The sequence below is a fragment of the Paenibacillus sp. FSL R5-0407 genome (assembly GCF_038009185.1).
Lineage (GTDB): Bacteria > Bacillota > Bacilli > Paenibacillales > Paenibacillaceae > Fontibacillus > Fontibacillus vini.
The window spans coordinates 1,028,685-1,044,959 of record NZ_JBBPAX010000001.1 but is presented as its reverse complement, the minus strand read 5'-3'; the positions used below and the strand labels follow the sequence as shown (position 1 = coordinate 1,044,959).

Below are 16,275 nucleotides of genomic sequence, written 5' to 3'. Positions count from 1 at the left end.
AATAAGTTTCGAAGGTTTATCATTACAATTTTTGCAGTCCGATCTGTACCCTCCTGAACAACTACATCTGAGGATTTCGATTTCATCATAATACGATCTAAACAATACATCTCCACAGTGATCGCAAACAAGACCGACTGCATCCAAAAAACCACTCATTCCAGTTAAAGATTTGATTTGAACCCTTGTAGAGGAGGTTTCTGGTTCATCTAGTTGTAATTGAAGTAAATGGATCAGCTCTGAGATTGGATCTTGGATCATAAATCCCCCACCACTTTTTTTATAACAGTTTCTGTAAATCATACTCTTTTAATTTTGATTCTACGTATTCCCAAGCACTCGAAAGGTCCCTAAATACCCAACCAATTTCATTTAAAGCTTTATTGCTATTAATCCCTACAATTAGGGTTCTAACCGCTTCCTCAGATTTATCCCCAACAATTAATGCAATAGGAAATGGTTTATCCCTGTACTTGTAGCTGCCAATATAAAATACATCTTCCAGTCGATCTCCCCACTCGTAGGACAATTCACTTAAATCTATGATTAGTCCGCCTGGATTCCAAGCTTCTAAAACTGCTTCACCCATGGCTCTCATATAGATTGCGTCTGAATTACCTGCTGAACCAAATCCATACTCCCCAATAAACTTAAGTACCATAATTTTGAGATAATTGACTACATTGGAGCTACCAATATGAACTTCGTATTGAATTTCACTCAAATCTTCTAACTTTTTTTGAATTGTGGATATATTCATGATACTCCCCCAAATGAAGTTCTCATTTCATATAATTGCGAAATCGTTTGGTCAAGTCTGTCTTTAATGAGAATCGCATTAGCATATCGATCTGGAATTCCTTCGTAGCCATAATAAATACCTGCCAACCCGCCGGCAATGGCACCGATCGTATCAGAGTCTCCCCCTAAATTAGCCGCTTTCTGTACGACTTCTTCGAAACTGGTTGTATGAAGCAAAATATGCAGCACCCATCGAAAAGTATGTACGATGAAACCGCTTGGCGGACAATCCGGCAGCGCTTCTAAATGTTCTTCGTATTCACTTCTTGCAACCTCTGCCTTTATTGACGTTCTTAAATCCTCCCCTTGCAGTAGACGGTGAGCGATTCGGTTGTACATGACGCAGACTCCGACACATCTGGGATCATAATGCGTCATTCTGGACTGCATGGTCGTCACTCGTTCAACGTCAGCCAGCTCCTCATAAGCCAGCGCCACCGGCAGGCATCGCATGAGCGAACCATTCCCGCCGCTTTGTCCCATGTCCATGTGAGCAATAAAAGCGGCTTCAAACCAGTCTCCTTGATATTTTTCAAAAACATGGCGAATGATGTTTCCGATATCTTTAGGCCGGGATTGGTACCATTCCATAAAATAATGCCCGATCGCTTCCCGAAGGTCCTCCGGATTTTCGAGGATCCCGTCGGCTACGCAAAGCGTCATCATCGTATCATCGGTTACTTCTCCCGGTTCCAGGTTCCATACCCCGCCGCCGATGATTTCCGTCAAATAGCCATACTGGGCCTTAATCTCCCGTTCGTTCATAAACTCGGTTGTTCCGCCAAGAGCGTCTCCTACAGCGACACCATACATCCCGCCCTTGATGCGGTCCAGTAACTTATTGTCCATTCCAATCCCTCCTTCAACTTCCCATAACTTCAGCACGGGTAAGAAGTACCCACTGATTTACTTCATCGTATCCGGAAACTTCGGCGATCACACGAGAGCGTGGATACATCAACTCAGCAGGGGTTACAGATTTCAGAGCGGATGTGTCCGTTATACCGACAGCCCTAGGTTCCAGTAAGTTAATCAAGGTACCTTGTGGAAAAAAGGCTTCTATACACCCTTCCACCCGAGTTCCAACCGGAAACAGACTTTGGGTTCGATGCCAGTCTTCCATACCGAGCTGAAGCTGCTCGTGCCATAGTTCCTCGAATTCCGCCTGGCTTATTTCCTTGTAAAAGGGTTCCTGCGCATCTAGTGGATGTTCTGCCAGCATGAAATGATAGTGATCATGTCTTCGATTCGATGTGATACAGCTATCGTCATCCTGATAAACCATCTGTCTGTATGCTACACCGTTGTCATCAATTTCAAAATACCAGGTTCCCATTCCAGGCTCCTGGATATCTTTTAAATATTTCAAAACAGTCACTCCAATCCGATGAGAAAATTCTGCTTTAGTAGGTGGAACTTTCAATCCTAAAATCTGAATGGATATCAAATTCAGCTGACCCCTTACTTTCTGTCTTTCGCAAAACAAACTCAAATGTGGGTTCATAATAGGAATCCTGCAAAGTTTCCCCGCCTAATATCTCTATGCTGTACCAGCCGTTTTCAATTTCAATCATTGGCTTATTGTTTTGGCGGTAATGGTGAAGTAAAGCTTGGACTCGTTCGTTCGTGAATTGTTCTAATATTCGCCAAGTAAACAGCATGAGGATGTTGTTTTCAACTTGAAGCGAATAGCCGTCACGTCTGAATTGCAAACGACTGTCTGTTTTCAACAATTCCGGGGTATCCCCGGAAAGATTAAATATAATGGTATATGGATAGTTCTCAATCCCTACCATGGGAAGGATAATACCATCAAGCACAACCTGATCGCCGCTCTCGTTTGTTGTAAACTCCATTGCTAAATCATCTGAAAGACTATGGGCTTGTTTCCAGCTTTCCAGCCGCAAAATATCCCCGACAATGAAATAATTGATAAGGTCATTCAGCACTTCGTTAAATTTGTAGATCATAATTTACCTCAATTTCAATCTCTTGATCGGCATTTAACCTATTAAAATGACTTATTAAGGAGTTATACCCTTTTTCATCGATATCATATTCAATGTCTATTGAATCATTTACACCAAGTGATCTTGCGGTCTCTTCCGATAAAAAGATAGAAATTAATTTTCGACGAAGTACGATCCTTAATATCCCCCCGTACTGGGATCTATTTTCACTATTAAGCGTAATATGAATTTTATTTAGGAGGGGGTTGTCCTCTATATATAAAGATTTTTGAAATAAAACATATTCTTTGGTTTCAAATTCATCATCTGCAAATCCAATTAGTATAGTCTCATCCTCAATACCACAATATACAAATGATGCTTTTAGTAAGATTGACATTTATTACTCCTTTCTCATTGATGAATTCCTGGTGACCCCTTAACTCGAATATAGGGAGCAATACGTGTTTGCAAAGTTGCCTGCGAGGAGATCCTCTTTTCGAATAAAAAACTGCAATTCTCCAGCGTCCCACCAGCAGAATCCCACGTCCTGATCGGAATCTAGCGCTAGCAATAACAACGTATCCTGCACTTCCTGCTTCGCTCGATCGGAATCTCCTTTGAAATGATCCGTGATCGTCTTTAACGCAGATTCCATGGAATAGTTATACTTTTGGCCGGTCAACAGATGAAGTGCCGCTTCGTATTCGCAATCTCCGTGCTGGGTTGAGGGATAACCGAACATCATGGCCAGATCGCTTGAATTCTCATCATTCAATTCGAAGCATAGCTCCTCATATAGTTCATAGTCATGCTCATCGTCTTCTATAATGTCATAATCTACATAACCATAATTGGGTGGTTCCATTGTGGACCTGGCACTTACCCGATAACCGGTAAACTCACCCTCAAGAGCTGTCTCTTCTGGTGAATGGTAACGTTTAGCTTCCTGAAGCTTCTCTTCCGGCAAATAGATTACCTTGTGCTCGATTCCATAGGCGGGTTCATCCACCCCTACGAAAAAGTACAGCATGCCTTTTGCTGGCAATAGTGTTGATACAACATGAGGTACCAATTCATTTAAACGAAGCTGAGCCAAGAACGTCATATGAGTACCTTCAGAATTCACCGGCCATTCTACGTCAGCAGGCAAATCCGGATCGCCTCCTATACGGGAAAGGCAAGTTTCGTTATAACTTTCGATCTCTTTCTTGGATAAGCGAATACCTTGGCGTATAGATTCTTTAAAATATTCCATGGCATGTTCGAACTGGTATTCCTGAACGACCCGCTCGAGTTTATTCAGATGATTTTCACTTAACAATTCTTACACTCTCCTTTTAAGAACCAATATATAGTTTGTTTTCCGCAAAGACCGCTGAGTATCCTAATCGATACAACTCAAAATACGGTGCGAACGGATCTGCTTTGAGCCCATAGCGATGCCATTGGAGATAATAGGAAATCCAGTAATCGCAGGCAATCGAGTAATACGCCTCGTCCAATATTTCGATCGGTTCATTATAATCCCTATGCTCGCTGATGATATCAGATATCGTTTCATAGATTTCCGGATCGTATTGTTGCCGGATATCTTCGATGGATCCATGAGGCAGAATTCTAACCTCTTCGATTCCTGTCAGGTAAGCCGCTGCATCTGCCGTGTCATTCTTTTCAGAAGTTTCAGCCAATAAATCCTTCAAGCCTTGAATAAACTGCCTGCCATAATTCATTAGAATATCGCTCGGCACATCACCGGCTTTACCGTGAAAATAACCAGGAACTGCGTCCCCGCTAAAATCCTCAGGGTCCAACATTTCATAAATACGTATAATTCTCTGAAAATACTCATCTCCATCTACTTGAAGAGGAACGAAGGTCTTTTCCACCCCTTTTCCGTCCGGCATATACATTTGGAAATACCCGTAAAATTGAGCCTCTTCAATATCCGATTCGTCTGAATCTATCTCTTCATCCATCGATTGAAACAAGAATCTTGCATAAGACTGTTTATCCATATGTACCTCTCCTCTTTCGCTGATCGGCAGAGTGATGAGTCATTTCTAATCATATCCTAAGCAGGCATCATTTCTCAAATCAGCAAATAAAACAAAAAGAACCGCGTTGTTCGCGGCTCTTCAGGCATCTCGCCTCCGGTAAAATATAATAGCTACTATAATAAAGAGCAGGGTCCATAACATTAAAATACCTGTACCTTGCAACGCCGAAAAGGCATTTATTTCATCAGGTGAAAGCGGCATATACATATAAGATCCTGCCGTATCCGGAAGATACCTTTTCAACCCAGGCAGAAGGTCTCTCGTCAAAGGACTGACCACAAAATAATAACCAAGCAATATCACTAAAGCAGGTGTAGTTCGTCTGATTAAAGCTCCCATAGCTGCACTGAGAAGTGTGGTTAAGGTTAGATAGCCTGTCGCACCTGCTATTGCTGCTAACATGGTGTCTATTTCAAGCCCTGTTGCTGTGTCTCTCATTCTTATAAAAGTATAAAACACACCGGATGCAGCGATTATAAACGCAGCGGGAATGGTTACGATTGCCAAGGCTAAATGCTTCAAGGATAATTGCAGCCCACGCCAAGGTACGGTAGTTAAAGTTGTTCGAATCTGTCCGCCGGTATACTCCGAACAAGCAGCTAAGATTCCCAGAATAATAAATCCTGCTTGAAGATATCCCATAGAAGCAAGACCTATATTCAATATACTTTGCGTCCCTGCTGTCTCTTGCAGACCAACCGAAGTAAATGCTGCGGCTAAAAATAAATTGAGAATGAAAGTGCCTATAAGCGTGAGCCACGTCAAAGGTAGTGTAATTAATTTGCCTAGTTCAGCACCAAGAATTAGAGTTATCTTTTTACTTGAAGGAACCCTCATGCCGCAACGTCCCTCCTATGAAATACAATAGCTGCAACAATGAAAAGGACAAATACCCAGGCAAACATGACTAAACCGCCTGTGAAGGGGGTGAGAAACCTGTCGCTAGTAAACATAAACATTTCAATACCAACCCGATCCGGTAAGTATAACGCCAACTTCGTAACCTTAGAAAGCAGGAAACTGAATGATACAACGGAGGTATTTATGATCAGCACAGCAAGTGGAATAATGCCGTTCCTAGTCAGAACAGTAATCCCAAATGCCAAAAGTGCGGTAAATGTCCAGTAACAAACTGCACCGATCAGTTTGGACACTTCAAATGCAGGGGTGTACTCACCAAGAACGAAATGAGTGGCTGAAATAGTGGTCATAATAGCAACAACACTAAGCAGTATGCTGGTCACGGTCACAGCGCAAGCTTTGGCCAGCAATAAATGAAACCTTGATGAAACAACCGTTAAGCTTGTTGTAATCTGTTGTCCTCCACCTGATTCACTGCTCTCTGTCAAATACTCACTGCTGACGGCAAGCACTCCGAGAATAATGACACCTTGCACACCAAGAGCTAATCCGATATATCCAACTTCCGATAGCCGTGTGCTGACTCCAGCAAGGATCTCTTCTTTTTGTGCCATACTTTCCAAGGCAGATATAGCCGCCGGGGCAATTGCTCCAATAAGATAGGCAAGCCAAATGCCCGGCAGAGAGAACAATTTAGATAGTTCCGCGTTGAACGCCCTCATACCGTGTCACCCGCTTTCTCAGATGTCAGGGCAAAAAAGGCTTCCTCCAGCGAAGAATGGTTACCTATTACTTGTTCCAGGGTTCCGTCGGCAACGATTTTCCCATGCTTAATAATCACCACGTCATCAACCGTCTCCGCAAGCTCTCCCATTAGATGACTGGATAGTAACACCGTATTCCCGGATTCGGCACGTTCACGTAAAAATGTCCGAATAAATCGAATTCCTTCCGGGTCGAGTCCATTTACGGGTTCATCTAAAACCAGTATTTGGGGATCACCCAGAAGCGCAGCCGCCATTCCAAGTCTCTTCCCCATACCCAGGGAATACTTCCCTACTCTTTGACCCGCTGCATCAGTAAGACCTACGATTTCCAAAACTTCCTCGACACGTGAGTTAGGCAAACCTGCGGCACGAGCAATCCATCGTAAATGAGCTCGTCCTGTCCGCTTACGATGTGCTCCTGATCCATCAAGTGCGGCGCCTACGGTAGCTAGAGGATTATGTAATTCTGCGAATGGCTTGCCATTAATGAGTGCACTCCCTGAGGTGGCGCGATCCAATCCAAGCAGGATGCGAAGTGTAGAGCTTTTACCTGCCCCATTCGGACCTAAAAAACCAGTTACTCTACCAGCTCTAGCCTTAAAGCTGATGCCCGATAAGATTTCTTGAGTTCCGCGATGTTTGACCAAGTTATTAATTTCAAGCAACCATAACACTTCCTTTCTGTTATGGTTCCAATTATAGAGATGCAAAGTTACATTACAGCTATCCTGTCGTTTACTTCTGGTTTACCTTTAGGTTAAGCTCTGCCGATAGCTACGTTTGTGCCATCTTCATTGGATGTAAAGTCAGCCTTCAGATTCATTTTATTTAACATATAATCACAAGTTGATAAACCAATCCCCGCTCCACTCCCATGTGAAGATTTATCCAAACCGGGACCTCTGTCCGCAACAATAATCAGTTCTCTTTTTACATCCACCGCAATGTGTGCGTATTTCCCCTCTGCTGCATGGCGAACAATATTCTGAAACAAATTATCCAGAACCCTTGTCATCCATTTCGGATCTGCTTCCCAATAAAAAGTTTCGTCAGCCGGTAAATCCACATCAAGCTGAATTCCATGTTCTTCAAATACGGGATACCACGCAGCAACAGCTGCCCTTACTAAACGTCCAATGTCTGTTGAAACGGGCTCAAAAGGATGTTTCCCTGATGTAAGCAAGGTATAGGAAAGTAGATCATCCATTAGGTCTCCGACCCTTGTGATCGTATGGTTGATCTCTGTTAATGAGTGTTGACCTTCTAAACTTATGGGTTCTTTGTTTAGTCTGGTGACATGCCCTCTCATAATAGTAAGCGGCGTTCGCAGGTCGTGAGATAAATTTGCAATGAGTCGATGTCTCAGTAATTCCTCTTCATATGCTTGCTTGCGGCTTCCCTCCAACTGCTGAATCATCCAATTAAAGGAGCTCCCTAACTGGTCTAACTCATCCATGCGATCCGCTTGAACAGATATGGGTTTAGGAAAGGAGTTAGTTATTGCTGAAGATGACATGACTTCCTGCAAACTGGCGAGACGCTTTTGAAGTTTCAAGAAAAACAGCCAAGATAAGGCCACAAATGCAACAATAATAAAAACAAACAATAGAACAGTAACGTAAAACAAATGTAACGTATTTACATTATTTTCATGGATATCAGAAACCCCAAAAAATGCACTGATGAAAATAAGCAGAATAGGAGGAAGAAAGATAAATAGAAAATGTACTTTTAGGAAACGGCGAAATAAGGATCTGTTTTGCTTCATATTTTCACCCGATAGCCTATTCCCTTCAACGTTTCAATGATCTCTGGGGAATCGGGATGACGTTCCAGCTTTTGACGCAGCCGGTGGATGTGCACCATTAATGTCTTATCACCGGTTATGTATACTTCTTCCCAAATGGCTTCATAGATTTGTTCTTTTGTTAAAACTTGATTCGGGTGGCGCAGGAAATACATTAGTATTTGATGCTGTTTCCCCGTCAATATAATTTCTTCTCCTGTCTCTTTGTCAAATATCATTTGACCTTCCGGATCTACTTCAATCTGATTTCCTAATGAAATTCGTTCGGAATGTGTACCACCTTTTCTACGGATTAATACTTCTAATCTTGCAACCAATTCATCCGTATGGAAGGGCTTCGTTACATAGTCATCAGCAAATTGTAATCCGTCTACCTTATCATCGATCGATGTTCGAGCAGATAACAGCAAGATAGGAACAGCGGGAGCCGCCTTTTTTAAACGTTTTCCCACCGTAAAACCGTCTAATCCAGGTAACATGATATCCAAAATAACGACTTCATGACGATTTACTTCTTTTTCGGCACCTTCACCGGAAAGCAGCCATTGTACTGAAAACCCTCGCTGCTCCAATTCTTCTTTTAGCAGGCTGCCTATCTTCTCATTATCTTCAATATATAACACGCTTCTTTTCAAGTAACATCCCTCTCTCTAAATCGGGTTCTCTAATAGACAGAGTACCACATACAACTTAAAAAATGGTTTGCCTCTAAGATTATTTTAATTTGAGCCAACCTCAGCTTTATACAATAAAAAAACCAATGAGCTTGAACTCATTGGTTTTAATTTGGATAGAATAATGCTTATAAGTGCTTATCTTTGAATCGAACCCTTCCATGACATAATTCCGCCTCGTAAATCCGCGACATTGGAATAACCATGGCGTCCAAGAACCTTTGCGGCCTGTTTGCTTCGCATGCCGCTCTGACAGTAGACCAAAACCGCCCGATCTTTGGGAATTTCGCTCATACGGTGCTGTAGCTGACTAAGTGGGATATTGACCGCGCCTTTGATATGACCCCGCTTATATTCATGAGACTCCCGAACGTCGATCACCTTACTCCCCTTTGATTCACTTTGAAACTGTTCCGCAGTCAGGGTTCGCAAACCTTTCACTGGAGCAAACTGTTTATAGAGCATCCAAATTACAAATATCAATAGTACTGAATAAAGTAGATAATTCATTCTTCCTTCACCTCTAATCCCGAACCAATTTGTCAGTCCAGGCAAGGAGTCCTCCAGTCATATTGACGACTTTAAGTCCTTTTTTACTTAATAGCTCGCATGCCATTCCGCTGCGATTTCCGCTTCGGCAAATCACGATAAATTCATGATCAGGATCCAGCTCGTCCAGTCTCATATCCAGTTGTCCTAAGGGGATATGTTTGGCTCCGGCAACATGACCTTCATTCCATTCGTCCTGTTCACGAACATCGAGAAGGTTCAATGCCTCACCCTTGTTGAGGCGACCTGCCACTTCTTCTGGTGTTGTTTCCTTGATAGTCATGCTATATCCATCCTCCTGCTCATCTTATATATTAATGCTATAAATTATCTGCTTTTAACAAGCAGTTCCACGGCTTCTTTGACTAGTTTAGCTGGATCAGGATTTCCGTTTGCCTGATCAGCCAAAATACATTGCTGGAGATTATCCGCCACGATTTGAGCAAGCGCTCTGTCGGAGGCGTTCCTGATGGCAGAGAGCTGGGCAACTACCTCCTTGCAGGGCTTACCTTCATCCATCAATCTAAGTGCCCCTCGAACTTGTCCCTCTATTCTCCGTAAACGTGTTTTGATTTCATCCGGATAATTATATTCCATTGATACCATCTCCCCATTTTCGCAATACCTGTCTAGGGATAGTATAGAGTAAATAGATGAATTTTACACTTAGTCAGATAAACAGGATAGATGACCAGACCTTGATAGCTGTCAGGGCAATAAGGACAACCAGACCGTATCTTAGGAAATCCACATTCATTTTCGTGCTGACTTTAGATCCTAATGGAGCCCCGATCAAACTCCCGATGACGGTAAAAATCGTCGGCCAAATGGGGATGGCTCCCCCGGAAATTTTGCCTATTACACCGCCGGCAGCAGAAATAAATACAATAGCAAGCGATGAAGCAATTGTTGTACGTGTTGGAATATGGAGGACTGTCAGCATAATCGGTATTAGAATAAAAGCTCCCCCTGCGCCGACGATCCCGGATACAATTCCTACGAGAAATGCTGATATGACCGCAATAAAAGTGTTGAACTGAAGGTTTTCCCTTATTTCATCTGTTCCTTTACCCGGTATGAGCATCAGGATTACTGCAATTATCGCCAAAACCCCATATATCAAGTTAATAAGGTCCCCATCCAGCATACCCGACACAAACCCACCAATCAGGCTGCCTGTCAGGATACCGGCTCCCATATAAAGTACGAGTCTTTTATTAACTAAAGACAAAGACGTCTCTGTTTTGCTCTTTTTTCGGAATGCCAGTACTCCTGCAAGCGATGCGAAAAAAACCTGAATCATGCTGATTGACGAAACTTCGTGTGCGCTAAATTGAGCGGCGCCCAGCATAGGTGGTACATAAAGAAGCAGAGGAAAATTAATGATGGCTCCTCCAATTCCAAGCAATCCGGAAAAGAATGAACCGACAAAACCAAGCGCGATCATCGTGATCATTAGCAGGGTTTCCATCCTCCTCCTCCTTTCAGTTCAGCTCAGCTCGCTTTATTGGATTTCTAAACTTTTTTTACAAAGAACTTAAATACATTATTTTCTTCCTCATGTTTTAAGAGTTCATGCTTCGTTTGCTTCACCCATGCTTGAAAATCATTAACGGAGCCTTTATCTGTCGAATGAACTTCCATCACTTGACCTGGAAGGAGTCCGTCCAGCGCTTTTTTTGCTTTCACAATAGGCATCGGGCAGGCCATTCCTTTTGTATCTACTAAAATGTCTGTTTTCATAGTAATTCGGTTCCTCCTGTCATTTGTCGTGCACGGCGCAGCGATTAGGACCGATCTCCATCTCCCGCTGCTCCTCTTCGCTAGGCGTTATTTTTCCCATATTCGTTTGACGTATTTCTTGATAAGCATTCGGCTGGGGCGGCAAGTTCTCGGTGACAGCGCTCCGAAAGTCCTTCTCTTGCTGAATATTCAATCCGGGATTATGAAGGAACAAATCGGATAGCTTGGCCATGACCCGGCCTCCTTTACCTAACTCAGTCACTTTACCGAAGTGGGCCGGCAAGACAATCAAATCCTGTGAAAGCTCTTTATACCGGTTATAGAGCGTATTTCGCAAATCTCCCACCCAATCCTCCGCCTTACCGGCCAAATCAGGACGTCCGATCGACTCAATGAAAAGGATATCCCCGGTTAGCAGATATTGATCATCTATAATAAAAGAGGTGCTTCCGATCGTATGCCCAGGCGAGTAAATCGGTTGGATTCGGAGTGTCGTAGACCCTATCGTGATGCCTTGGCCTTCTTCGAGCTTTTCATAATCGAATGTCACTTCAGTCGCATCTTTTGGCGGAAGCCAATAAGTTGCGCCGGATTGTTCCGCCAGTTTCCTTCCGCCGGAGATGTGGTCGGCATGCAAATGAGTATCCAGGGTATGTTTTATTTGTACCCCCTGCTCCTTGGCAAACTGCTCGAAAACATCCGTCATCCGAAGCGTATCAATAACCGCGGCTTCCCCTTTGGATAGGACCATGTATGACAAGCAACCTTTACCGATTCGGACGAACTGATACAAGGAGCCCCCGTCTTTTAAGTCGCCAATCTTGACAGGTTCCAAATATTCGCTCCATGCCTTCATTCCGCCTTCCAGATAATGCACATCGGTTCGGCCGGCATCAACAATTTGTTCAGCAACAAATTTGGAAGAGCCTTCTTTTGCACAGACAACGAGCAGCTTTTTCCCATCAGGTAGTTTATCAAGAGCTTCGTCCACGCCGTCCAGGAGATCAAAATATGGAATGTTGATTATCTCGACACTCTCACCTTCGATTTTCCAGTCGTTATAGTCATTTTCGTTGCGAACATCCAGAATAAAAATCTCTTCTTTCGCCAAAATGATCCGCGTCAGTTCCTTGGCCGTCATCATATTCATACGATTGGCATCTGTATTCAAGATGGTTCCTCCTTTAGTTAAAATGTCAGGCTGACGTTTGCATCCTTTGCAAAATCCAGGAAAGTGACGGCTCCGCCGACCTCGATTCCTTCAATAAAATCCTCTTTCTTCAGATTCATGACATCCATCGTCATTTGACAAGCAATGATCTTTACTCCCATCTCCTGAGCCATTTCTACTAGCTGGGGTATTGTCGGTATATTCGCTTTCTGAAAGCCTTCCGCCAAATGTTCGGCACCTGCCGGCAATGGTAATTGATGGTGCGCCTCCTTATGGATCAAATTCAAACCTTCAAATGTGAAGAAAATGGCTACTTCAGCATCCGTTGCCGCCGAAGCTGTCGCGATATTAAAAACTTTATAAGCATCAAACAAACCACCGTTACTTGCTATAATTGCTACCTTTGTATTCATATAAATGACCTCCATATTATTGAAATTTAATTTTGTGAATCGTATTTTATCGTGGACCCATTCCAACCCGACATGCCTGATTCCAAATTCTTCACATGCTTAAAGCCTTTTCCGGCAAGCAATTGGCATGCCATATCGCTGCGGTTTCCTGTGCGGCAGACAACAACAATTTCATCGTCCGGGTTAAGCTCGCTTATCCGGTGCTCTAGCTCACCTAAAGGAATAGATACGGCACCTGCAATTCGGTTGAATGCAAATTCAGCCGTTTCCCGTACATCAATTACGGTAACCTTTTCGTTTTCGCTCAACTTTTTTTGCAGCTCATCACTTGAAATGATTAAGGGGTATTTCTTTTCTTCATTCACTTCATTGGGGTTGGCTTTGCGAATGTAATGCTTTAGCACCTCACATTCTTCAATAGTACCGAGATAATGATGGCCTGTATTTTTGGCCCAACCTTGAATATCTGCAATTGAACCTTGATCGGTAGCTTGTACTTCTATGACTTGACCGGCATCAAGCTGATCGATTGCTTTTTTGGTTTTTACAATCGGCATGGGACAGGCAAGTCCTTTACAATCAAGTGTCATATCGGCTGTAATTTCCGGCAATATAAAGAACCTCCTTTTAAATGATGATGTCTTTCGTAAAGAATTTAAATTATATAATACGTATACCCCTATGGGTATAATACAAAGATAAAAAACTATTGTCAATCTAAGACCCCATAGCAAAAAATACCAACTTTAATTTCACTAAAGAGAAATTTAAAAACAGGTGGCGTTGAAAAAGACCTGCATTTGATTGCAGGTCTTTTGTTACAATTTAAAAAATGAGCTTGTTATTGAAGGAAACTTCATCAGCTACTTGAGATTCAATGTAATCAAACAATTGTATTTGGCAGCGTGCTTAAGCTCATCCAATATGATTCCGTATACCGTGTCCTTATAAATGCCAACTGGTAAACCAAACCAAATGTTCCGGTATCTCTCCACTGCGCCCAACTCACCCATCAAAGCGCGCTGTAACCCTTCCTCATAAGATTGGACTTTCACATATTGCTCATTGCTAATGCCTGTAATTTCTTGTCCTGTGAGAGCCCGGTACATCTCCCTGAACATTTTATTATGGCCGCGCTCATCGTTACGAATGCTTTCGATAATAGCCACTTGTTCTTTGGTAGGAGCCAAATTGATCAATTCATCATAAAACAATTCATCGTTACGCTCCCCCTGTACCGCTTCCTTGATCATTTGTAATGCTTGCGGAAATCCGGTGTTCCAGATTGGAACGAATTCGGACCTCATATAATAGTATCTTCCCCAACCATAAGGAAATGGATACAAGTTTAATACCTCCCAACATTTATTTGTTGGAAGTATATGCACATAAGCCCAGGTCGGTTCCTCAAACGACTATTTCAAGGCTGTAACAAGCCTCTCCTCTTCCCATATCGCTTCCAGACTTGAAAGCGAATTTCAAGTTCATAAATGTGTATTTATGTAAAATTTAGAAGGTAAAACCTTTAATTTGAGAAGTTAAAATGTATGCGTTTTCATTCTATAATTTTCTATGAAAGGAGGTAAAAGGAAAGATAGAATCATAGTTTCACAGAATTAGTTTGGGCCTCATGAAAACACATGCCAAGAAGGATCAGGTAGGTAAAAGGTAGGTAAAAAGTAGGGACAAAAAAATTCAGGAGGTAATGACATGATCAAGTTTAATAGGAAAGTCTTGACGCTAGTATTAACGGTTGCAATGAGTTTCAGTATGTTTGCAATAACCGCAAGTGCGAACACCTATTGGCAAAATTGGACCGACGGCGGCGGGACGGTAAATGCGGTCAACGGGTCCGGCGGCAATTACAGTGTTTCATGGCAAAATACCGGGAATTTTGTTGTCGGCAAAGGTTGGGCTACTGGATCTCCAACCAGAACCATTAACTACAATGCCGGTGTCTGGGCACCGTCAGGCAATGCGTATTTAACACTCTATGGGTGGACGAGAAACTCGCTCATCGAATACTACGTTGTCGATAGCTGGGGCACCTATAGACCTACCGGAACGTATAAAGGCACCGTGACTAGCGATGGAGGCACCTATGACATATATACCACGATGCGGTACAACGCTCCTTCTATTGACGGCACGCAAACCTTCCAACAGTTCTGGAGTGTAAGACAATCGAAAAGAGCGACCGGAAGTAACGTCGCCATCACTTTCAGCAACCATGTGAACGCCTGGAAGAGTAAAGGAATGAATTTGGGAAGCAGTTGGTCTTACCAAGTGTTGGCGACTGAGGGATATCAGAGCAGCGGGAGTTCAAACGTAACGGTGTGGTAACGGGTTAATCTTTGATTTTGCTGGGGCCGTTCGGTCTCACGGCCAACGGCCTCCATTCATTTCAAAAGCCCCTCCCCTTCTTACTACCGGAATATTGCTGTTCCCATCATTTTAAAGGAGATCTGTCGATGAGAAAGCTACTCTTTTTACTGCTGATCGCTATAACGCTTGTTGCCACCGCTTGTTCCCAGGAAAAACAGGATAAGAACAATTCCCTAGTATTCGTCGAGGGCGGAACCTTCAAAAACACTAAGTCTAACTTCTATGGAAAAAGCATCAGTTTATCGAATTTTTATATCGGAAAATACGAGGTGACCCAAAAAGAATGGGTTGAGGTCATGGGAAGCAATCCATCCCAATTCATCGGCGATGATTTGCCGGTAGAAATGGTAAGTTGGTATGACGTTGTGGAGTACTGTAATGCGAGGAGCATAAAAGAAGGTTTAAAACCTTATTACAATATAGATAAGAGTACTAAAGACCCGAATAATATGAGTGAGAACGATAATATAAAATGGACCGTAACGATCAATGCGGAAGCTGATGGATACCGCTTGCCGACGGAAGCGGAATGGGAATATGCCGCAGCCGGAGGCCAAAGAAGCAAAAGTTACACTTACAGCGGAAGCAATAAGGCGGATGATGTGACATGGTTCTGGAGAAATACCGGTGATAAATACCTGAAGGGAGATTGGAATTGGCCCGTCATAGAAAACAACCATAACCAGACAAAATCCGTCGGGCTCAAGAAACCCAATGAATTAGGACTTTACGATATGTCAGGCAATGTCAGGGAGTGGTGTTGGAGCTGGTACGGAGAGAATTTGGATAATGACACCGGTTCCTTCCGAAGTGTTAAAGGCGGTGGTTGGATCGGCGACATCGGAAGCAGCGAGATATCATTTCGGGGCAAGTTTGAAGCAAACGGCTTTGGTCCCGATCAGGGCTTTCGCGTGAGCCGAAATGGGTAAACGGAAACGATGCAGTTCCAGATTGAATACTCGTTTTTGACCGCAGACGGATTGCACTAAAAGAAAAAGGCTCATGACGTTTAATGCCATGAACCTTTATGGAACCAATGATTTTGTATTCTGCTAATCACATCTATCGTTGTACGCTCAATTACCGCCCATCCGT

At 43.0% G+C, this 16,275-nt stretch carries 23 protein-coding genes; 2 read left to right on the top strand and 21 right to left on the bottom strand.

Annotation, left to right across the window (positions count from 1 at the left end; genetic code table 11):
• Positions 1-280: 280 nt before the first annotated feature.
• The 21 genes from NYE70_RS05055 to NYE70_RS04955 form a co-directional block, all read right to left on the bottom strand.
• The gene (locus NYE70_RS05055) at positions 281-760 is read right to left on the bottom strand and encodes a hypothetical protein (protein ID WP_341045238.1); all 480 of its coding nucleotides are present in this window, start codon (positions 758-760) and stop codon (positions 281-283) included.
• A complete protein-coding gene (locus tag NYE70_RS05050; RefSeq protein WP_341045236.1) occupies positions 757-1,650 on the bottom strand; it encodes an ADP-ribosylglycohydrolase family protein in 894 nt (297 codons plus the stop codon). Before NYE70_RS05050 ends, NYE70_RS05055 begins: the two co-directional genes overlap by 4 nt.
• 13 nt (positions 1,651-1,663) lie before the next feature.
• Complete coding sequence (locus tag NYE70_RS05045) at positions 1,664-2,248, bottom strand: hypothetical protein (protein WP_341045235.1); 585 nt, start codon at positions 2,246-2,248, stop codon at positions 1,664-1,666.
• A complete protein-coding gene (locus tag NYE70_RS05040; protein ID WP_341045234.1) occupies positions 2,205-2,771 on the bottom strand; it encodes a hypothetical protein in 567 nt (188 codons plus the stop codon). The genes NYE70_RS05045 and NYE70_RS05040 overlap by 44 nt, the downstream gene beginning before the upstream one ends.
• Entirely contained in the window at positions 2,755-3,150 is a 396-nt protein-coding gene (locus tag NYE70_RS05035; RefSeq protein WP_211020502.1) for an Imm10 family immunity protein, read from the bottom strand. Before NYE70_RS05035 ends, NYE70_RS05040 begins: the two co-directional genes overlap by 17 nt.
• A gap of 39 nt (positions 3,151-3,189) precedes the next feature.
• On the bottom strand, positions 3,190-4,074 hold the full coding sequence (locus NYE70_RS05030; protein WP_341045232.1) for a YwqG family protein: 885 nt from the start codon (positions 4,072-4,074) through the stop codon (positions 3,190-3,192).
• 16 nt (positions 4,075-4,090) lie between these two features.
• Positions 4,091-4,768: a hypothetical protein gene (locus NYE70_RS05025; RefSeq protein ID WP_341045230.1), complete on the bottom strand. Its 678-nt coding sequence runs from the start codon at positions 4,766-4,768 to the stop codon at positions 4,091-4,093.
• A gap of 120 nt (positions 4,769-4,888) precedes the next feature.
• A complete protein-coding gene (locus tag NYE70_RS05020; protein ID WP_341045229.1) occupies positions 4,889-5,647 on the bottom strand; it encodes an ABC transporter permease in 759 nt (252 codons plus the stop codon).
• Complete coding sequence (locus NYE70_RS05015) at positions 5,644-6,393, bottom strand: ABC transporter permease (protein WP_213655224.1); 750 nt, start codon at positions 6,391-6,393, stop codon at positions 5,644-5,646. Before NYE70_RS05015 ends, NYE70_RS05020 begins: the two co-directional genes overlap by 4 nt.
• A complete protein-coding gene (locus tag NYE70_RS05010; protein WP_445323831.1) occupies positions 6,390-7,112 on the bottom strand; it encodes an ABC transporter ATP-binding protein in 723 nt (240 codons plus the stop codon). The genes NYE70_RS05015 and NYE70_RS05010 overlap by 4 nt, the downstream gene beginning before the upstream one ends.
• An 83-nt stretch (positions 7,113-7,195) precedes the next feature.
• Positions 7,196-8,206, bottom strand: a complete 1,011-nt coding sequence (locus NYE70_RS05005) for a HAMP domain-containing sensor histidine kinase (protein ID WP_341045226.1) — start codon at positions 8,204-8,206, stop codon at positions 7,196-7,198.
• Complete coding sequence (locus NYE70_RS05000; protein ID WP_211020497.1) at positions 8,203-8,880, bottom strand: response regulator transcription factor; 678 nt, start codon at positions 8,878-8,880, stop codon at positions 8,203-8,205. The genes NYE70_RS05005 and NYE70_RS05000 overlap by 4 nt, the downstream gene beginning before the upstream one ends.
• Positions 8,881-9,057: 177 nt before the next feature.
• On the bottom strand, positions 9,058-9,402 hold the full coding sequence (locus NYE70_RS04995) for a rhodanese-like domain-containing protein (protein ID WP_341045225.1): 345 nt from the start codon (positions 9,400-9,402) through the stop codon (positions 9,058-9,060).
• Between the two features lie 40 nt (positions 9,403-9,442).
• On the bottom strand, positions 9,443-9,751 hold the full coding sequence (locus NYE70_RS04990; RefSeq protein WP_341045224.1) for a rhodanese-like domain-containing protein: 309 nt from the start codon (positions 9,749-9,751) through the stop codon (positions 9,443-9,445).
• Positions 9,752-9,795: 44 nt separating this feature from the next.
• Complete coding sequence (locus tag NYE70_RS04985) at positions 9,796-10,065, bottom strand: metal-sensitive transcriptional regulator (protein ID WP_211020494.1); 270 nt, start codon at positions 10,063-10,065, stop codon at positions 9,796-9,798.
• A gap of 73 nt (positions 10,066-10,138) precedes the next feature.
• On the bottom strand, positions 10,139-10,939 hold the full coding sequence (locus NYE70_RS04980) for a sulfite exporter TauE/SafE family protein (RefSeq protein WP_211020493.1): 801 nt from the start codon (positions 10,937-10,939) through the stop codon (positions 10,139-10,141).
• 44 nt (positions 10,940-10,983) lie between these two features.
• Positions 10,984-11,211 (bottom strand): sulfurtransferase TusA family protein, encoded by a 228-nt coding sequence (locus NYE70_RS04975; protein WP_211020492.1) that lies wholly within the window; start codon positions 11,209-11,211, stop codon positions 10,984-10,986.
• A 19-nt stretch (positions 11,212-11,230) separates the two neighbouring features.
• Complete coding sequence (locus NYE70_RS04970; protein ID WP_341047518.1) at positions 11,231-12,361, bottom strand: MBL fold metallo-hydrolase; 1,131 nt, start codon at positions 12,359-12,361, stop codon at positions 11,231-11,233.
• A gap of 38 nt (positions 12,362-12,399) precedes the next feature.
• The gene (locus NYE70_RS04965; RefSeq protein ID WP_213655232.1) at positions 12,400-12,795 is read right to left on the bottom strand and encodes a DsrE/DsrF/DrsH-like family protein; all 396 of its coding nucleotides are present in this window, start codon (positions 12,793-12,795) and stop codon (positions 12,400-12,402) included.
• A gap of 26 nt (positions 12,796-12,821) precedes the next feature.
• Positions 12,822-13,385, bottom strand: coding sequence for a sulfurtransferase TusA family protein (locus NYE70_RS04960; protein ID WP_341047517.1), 564 nt, complete (start codon positions 13,383-13,385; stop codon positions 12,822-12,824).
• Positions 13,386-13,658: 273 nt separating this feature from the next.
• The gene (locus NYE70_RS04955; protein ID WP_445323830.1) at positions 13,659-14,102 is read right to left on the bottom strand and encodes a ferritin-like domain-containing protein; all 444 of its coding nucleotides are present in this window, start codon (positions 14,100-14,102) and stop codon (positions 13,659-13,661) included.
• Positions 14,103-14,505: 403 nt separating this feature from the next.
• Here NYE70_RS04955 and NYE70_RS04950 point away from each other — a divergent pair, with 403 nt between their 5' ends.
• Both NYE70_RS04950 and NYE70_RS04945 read left to right on the top strand, forming a co-directional pair.
• On the top strand, positions 14,506-15,138 hold the full coding sequence (locus tag NYE70_RS04950) for a glycoside hydrolase family 11 protein (protein WP_211020489.1): 633 nt from the start codon (positions 14,506-14,508) through the stop codon (positions 15,136-15,138).
• Positions 15,139-15,266: 128 nt separating this feature from the next.
• On the top strand, positions 15,267-16,109 hold the full coding sequence (locus NYE70_RS04945) for a formylglycine-generating enzyme family protein (protein ID WP_213655233.1): 843 nt from the start codon (positions 15,267-15,269) through the stop codon (positions 16,107-16,109).
• Positions 16,110-16,275: the final 166 nt, after the last annotated feature.

Excerpts from the sequence above, each read along its gene's own strand:
- NYE70_RS05020 (WP_341045229.1), bottom strand. The coding sequence starts at position 5,647 with ATGAGGGTTCCTTCAAGTAAAAAGATAACTCTAATTCTTGGTGCTGAA.
- NYE70_RS05050 (WP_341045236.1), bottom strand. The coding sequence starts at position 1,650 with ATGGACAATAAGTTACTGGACCGCATCAAGGGCGGGATGTATGGTGTC.
- NYE70_RS05015 (WP_213655224.1), bottom strand. The coding sequence starts at position 6,393 with ATGAGGGCGTTCAACGCGGAACTATCTAAATTGTTCTCTCTGCCGGGC.
- NYE70_RS04955 (WP_445323830.1), bottom strand. The coding sequence starts at position 14,102 with ATGAGGTCCGAATTCGTTCCAATCTGGAACACCGGATTTCCGCAAGCA.
- NYE70_RS04970 (WP_341047518.1), bottom strand. The coding sequence starts at position 12,361 with ATGAATATGATGACGGCCAAGGAACTGACGCGGATCATTTTGGCGAAA.
- NYE70_RS04960 (WP_341047517.1), bottom strand. The coding sequence starts at position 13,385 with ATGACACTTGATTGTAAAGGACTTGCCTGTCCCATGCCGATTGTAAAA.
- NYE70_RS04980 (WP_211020493.1), bottom strand. The coding sequence starts at position 10,939 with ATGGAAACCCTGCTAATGATCACGATGATCGCGCTTGGTTTTGTCGGT.
- NYE70_RS05040 (WP_341045234.1), bottom strand. The coding sequence starts at position 2,771 with ATGATCTACAAATTTAACGAAGTGCTGAATGACCTTATCAATTATTTC.
- NYE70_RS04950 (WP_211020489.1), top strand. The coding sequence starts at position 14,506 with ATGATCAAGTTTAATAGGAAAGTCTTGACGCTAGTATTAACGGTTGCA.
- NYE70_RS04965 (WP_213655232.1), bottom strand. The coding sequence starts at position 12,795 with ATGAATACAAAGGTAGCAATTATAGCAAGTAACGGTGGTTTGTTTGAT.
- NYE70_RS05055 (WP_341045238.1), bottom strand. The coding sequence starts at position 760 with ATGAATATATCCACAATTCAAAAAAAGTTAGAAGATTTGAGTGAAATT.
- NYE70_RS04975 (WP_211020492.1), bottom strand. The coding sequence starts at position 11,211 with ATGAAAACAGACATTTTAGTAGATACAAAAGGAATGGCCTGCCCGATG.
- NYE70_RS05005 (WP_341045226.1), bottom strand. The coding sequence starts at position 8,206 with ATGAAGCAAAACAGATCCTTATTTCGCCGTTTCCTAAAAGTACATTTT.
- NYE70_RS04985 (WP_211020494.1), bottom strand. The coding sequence starts at position 10,065 with ATGGAATATAATTATCCGGATGAAATCAAAACACGTTTACGGAGAATA.
- NYE70_RS05035 (WP_211020502.1), bottom strand. The coding sequence starts at position 3,150 with ATGTCAATCTTACTAAAAGCATCATTTGTATATTGTGGTATTGAGGAT.
- NYE70_RS04945 (WP_213655233.1), top strand. The coding sequence starts at position 15,267 with ATGAGAAAGCTACTCTTTTTACTGCTGATCGCTATAACGCTTGTTGCC.
- NYE70_RS04990 (WP_341045224.1), bottom strand. The coding sequence starts at position 9,751 with ATGACTATCAAGGAAACAACACCAGAAGAAGTGGCAGGTCGCCTCAAC.
- NYE70_RS05025 (WP_341045230.1), bottom strand. The coding sequence starts at position 4,768 with ATGGATAAACAGTCTTATGCAAGATTCTTGTTTCAATCGATGGATGAA.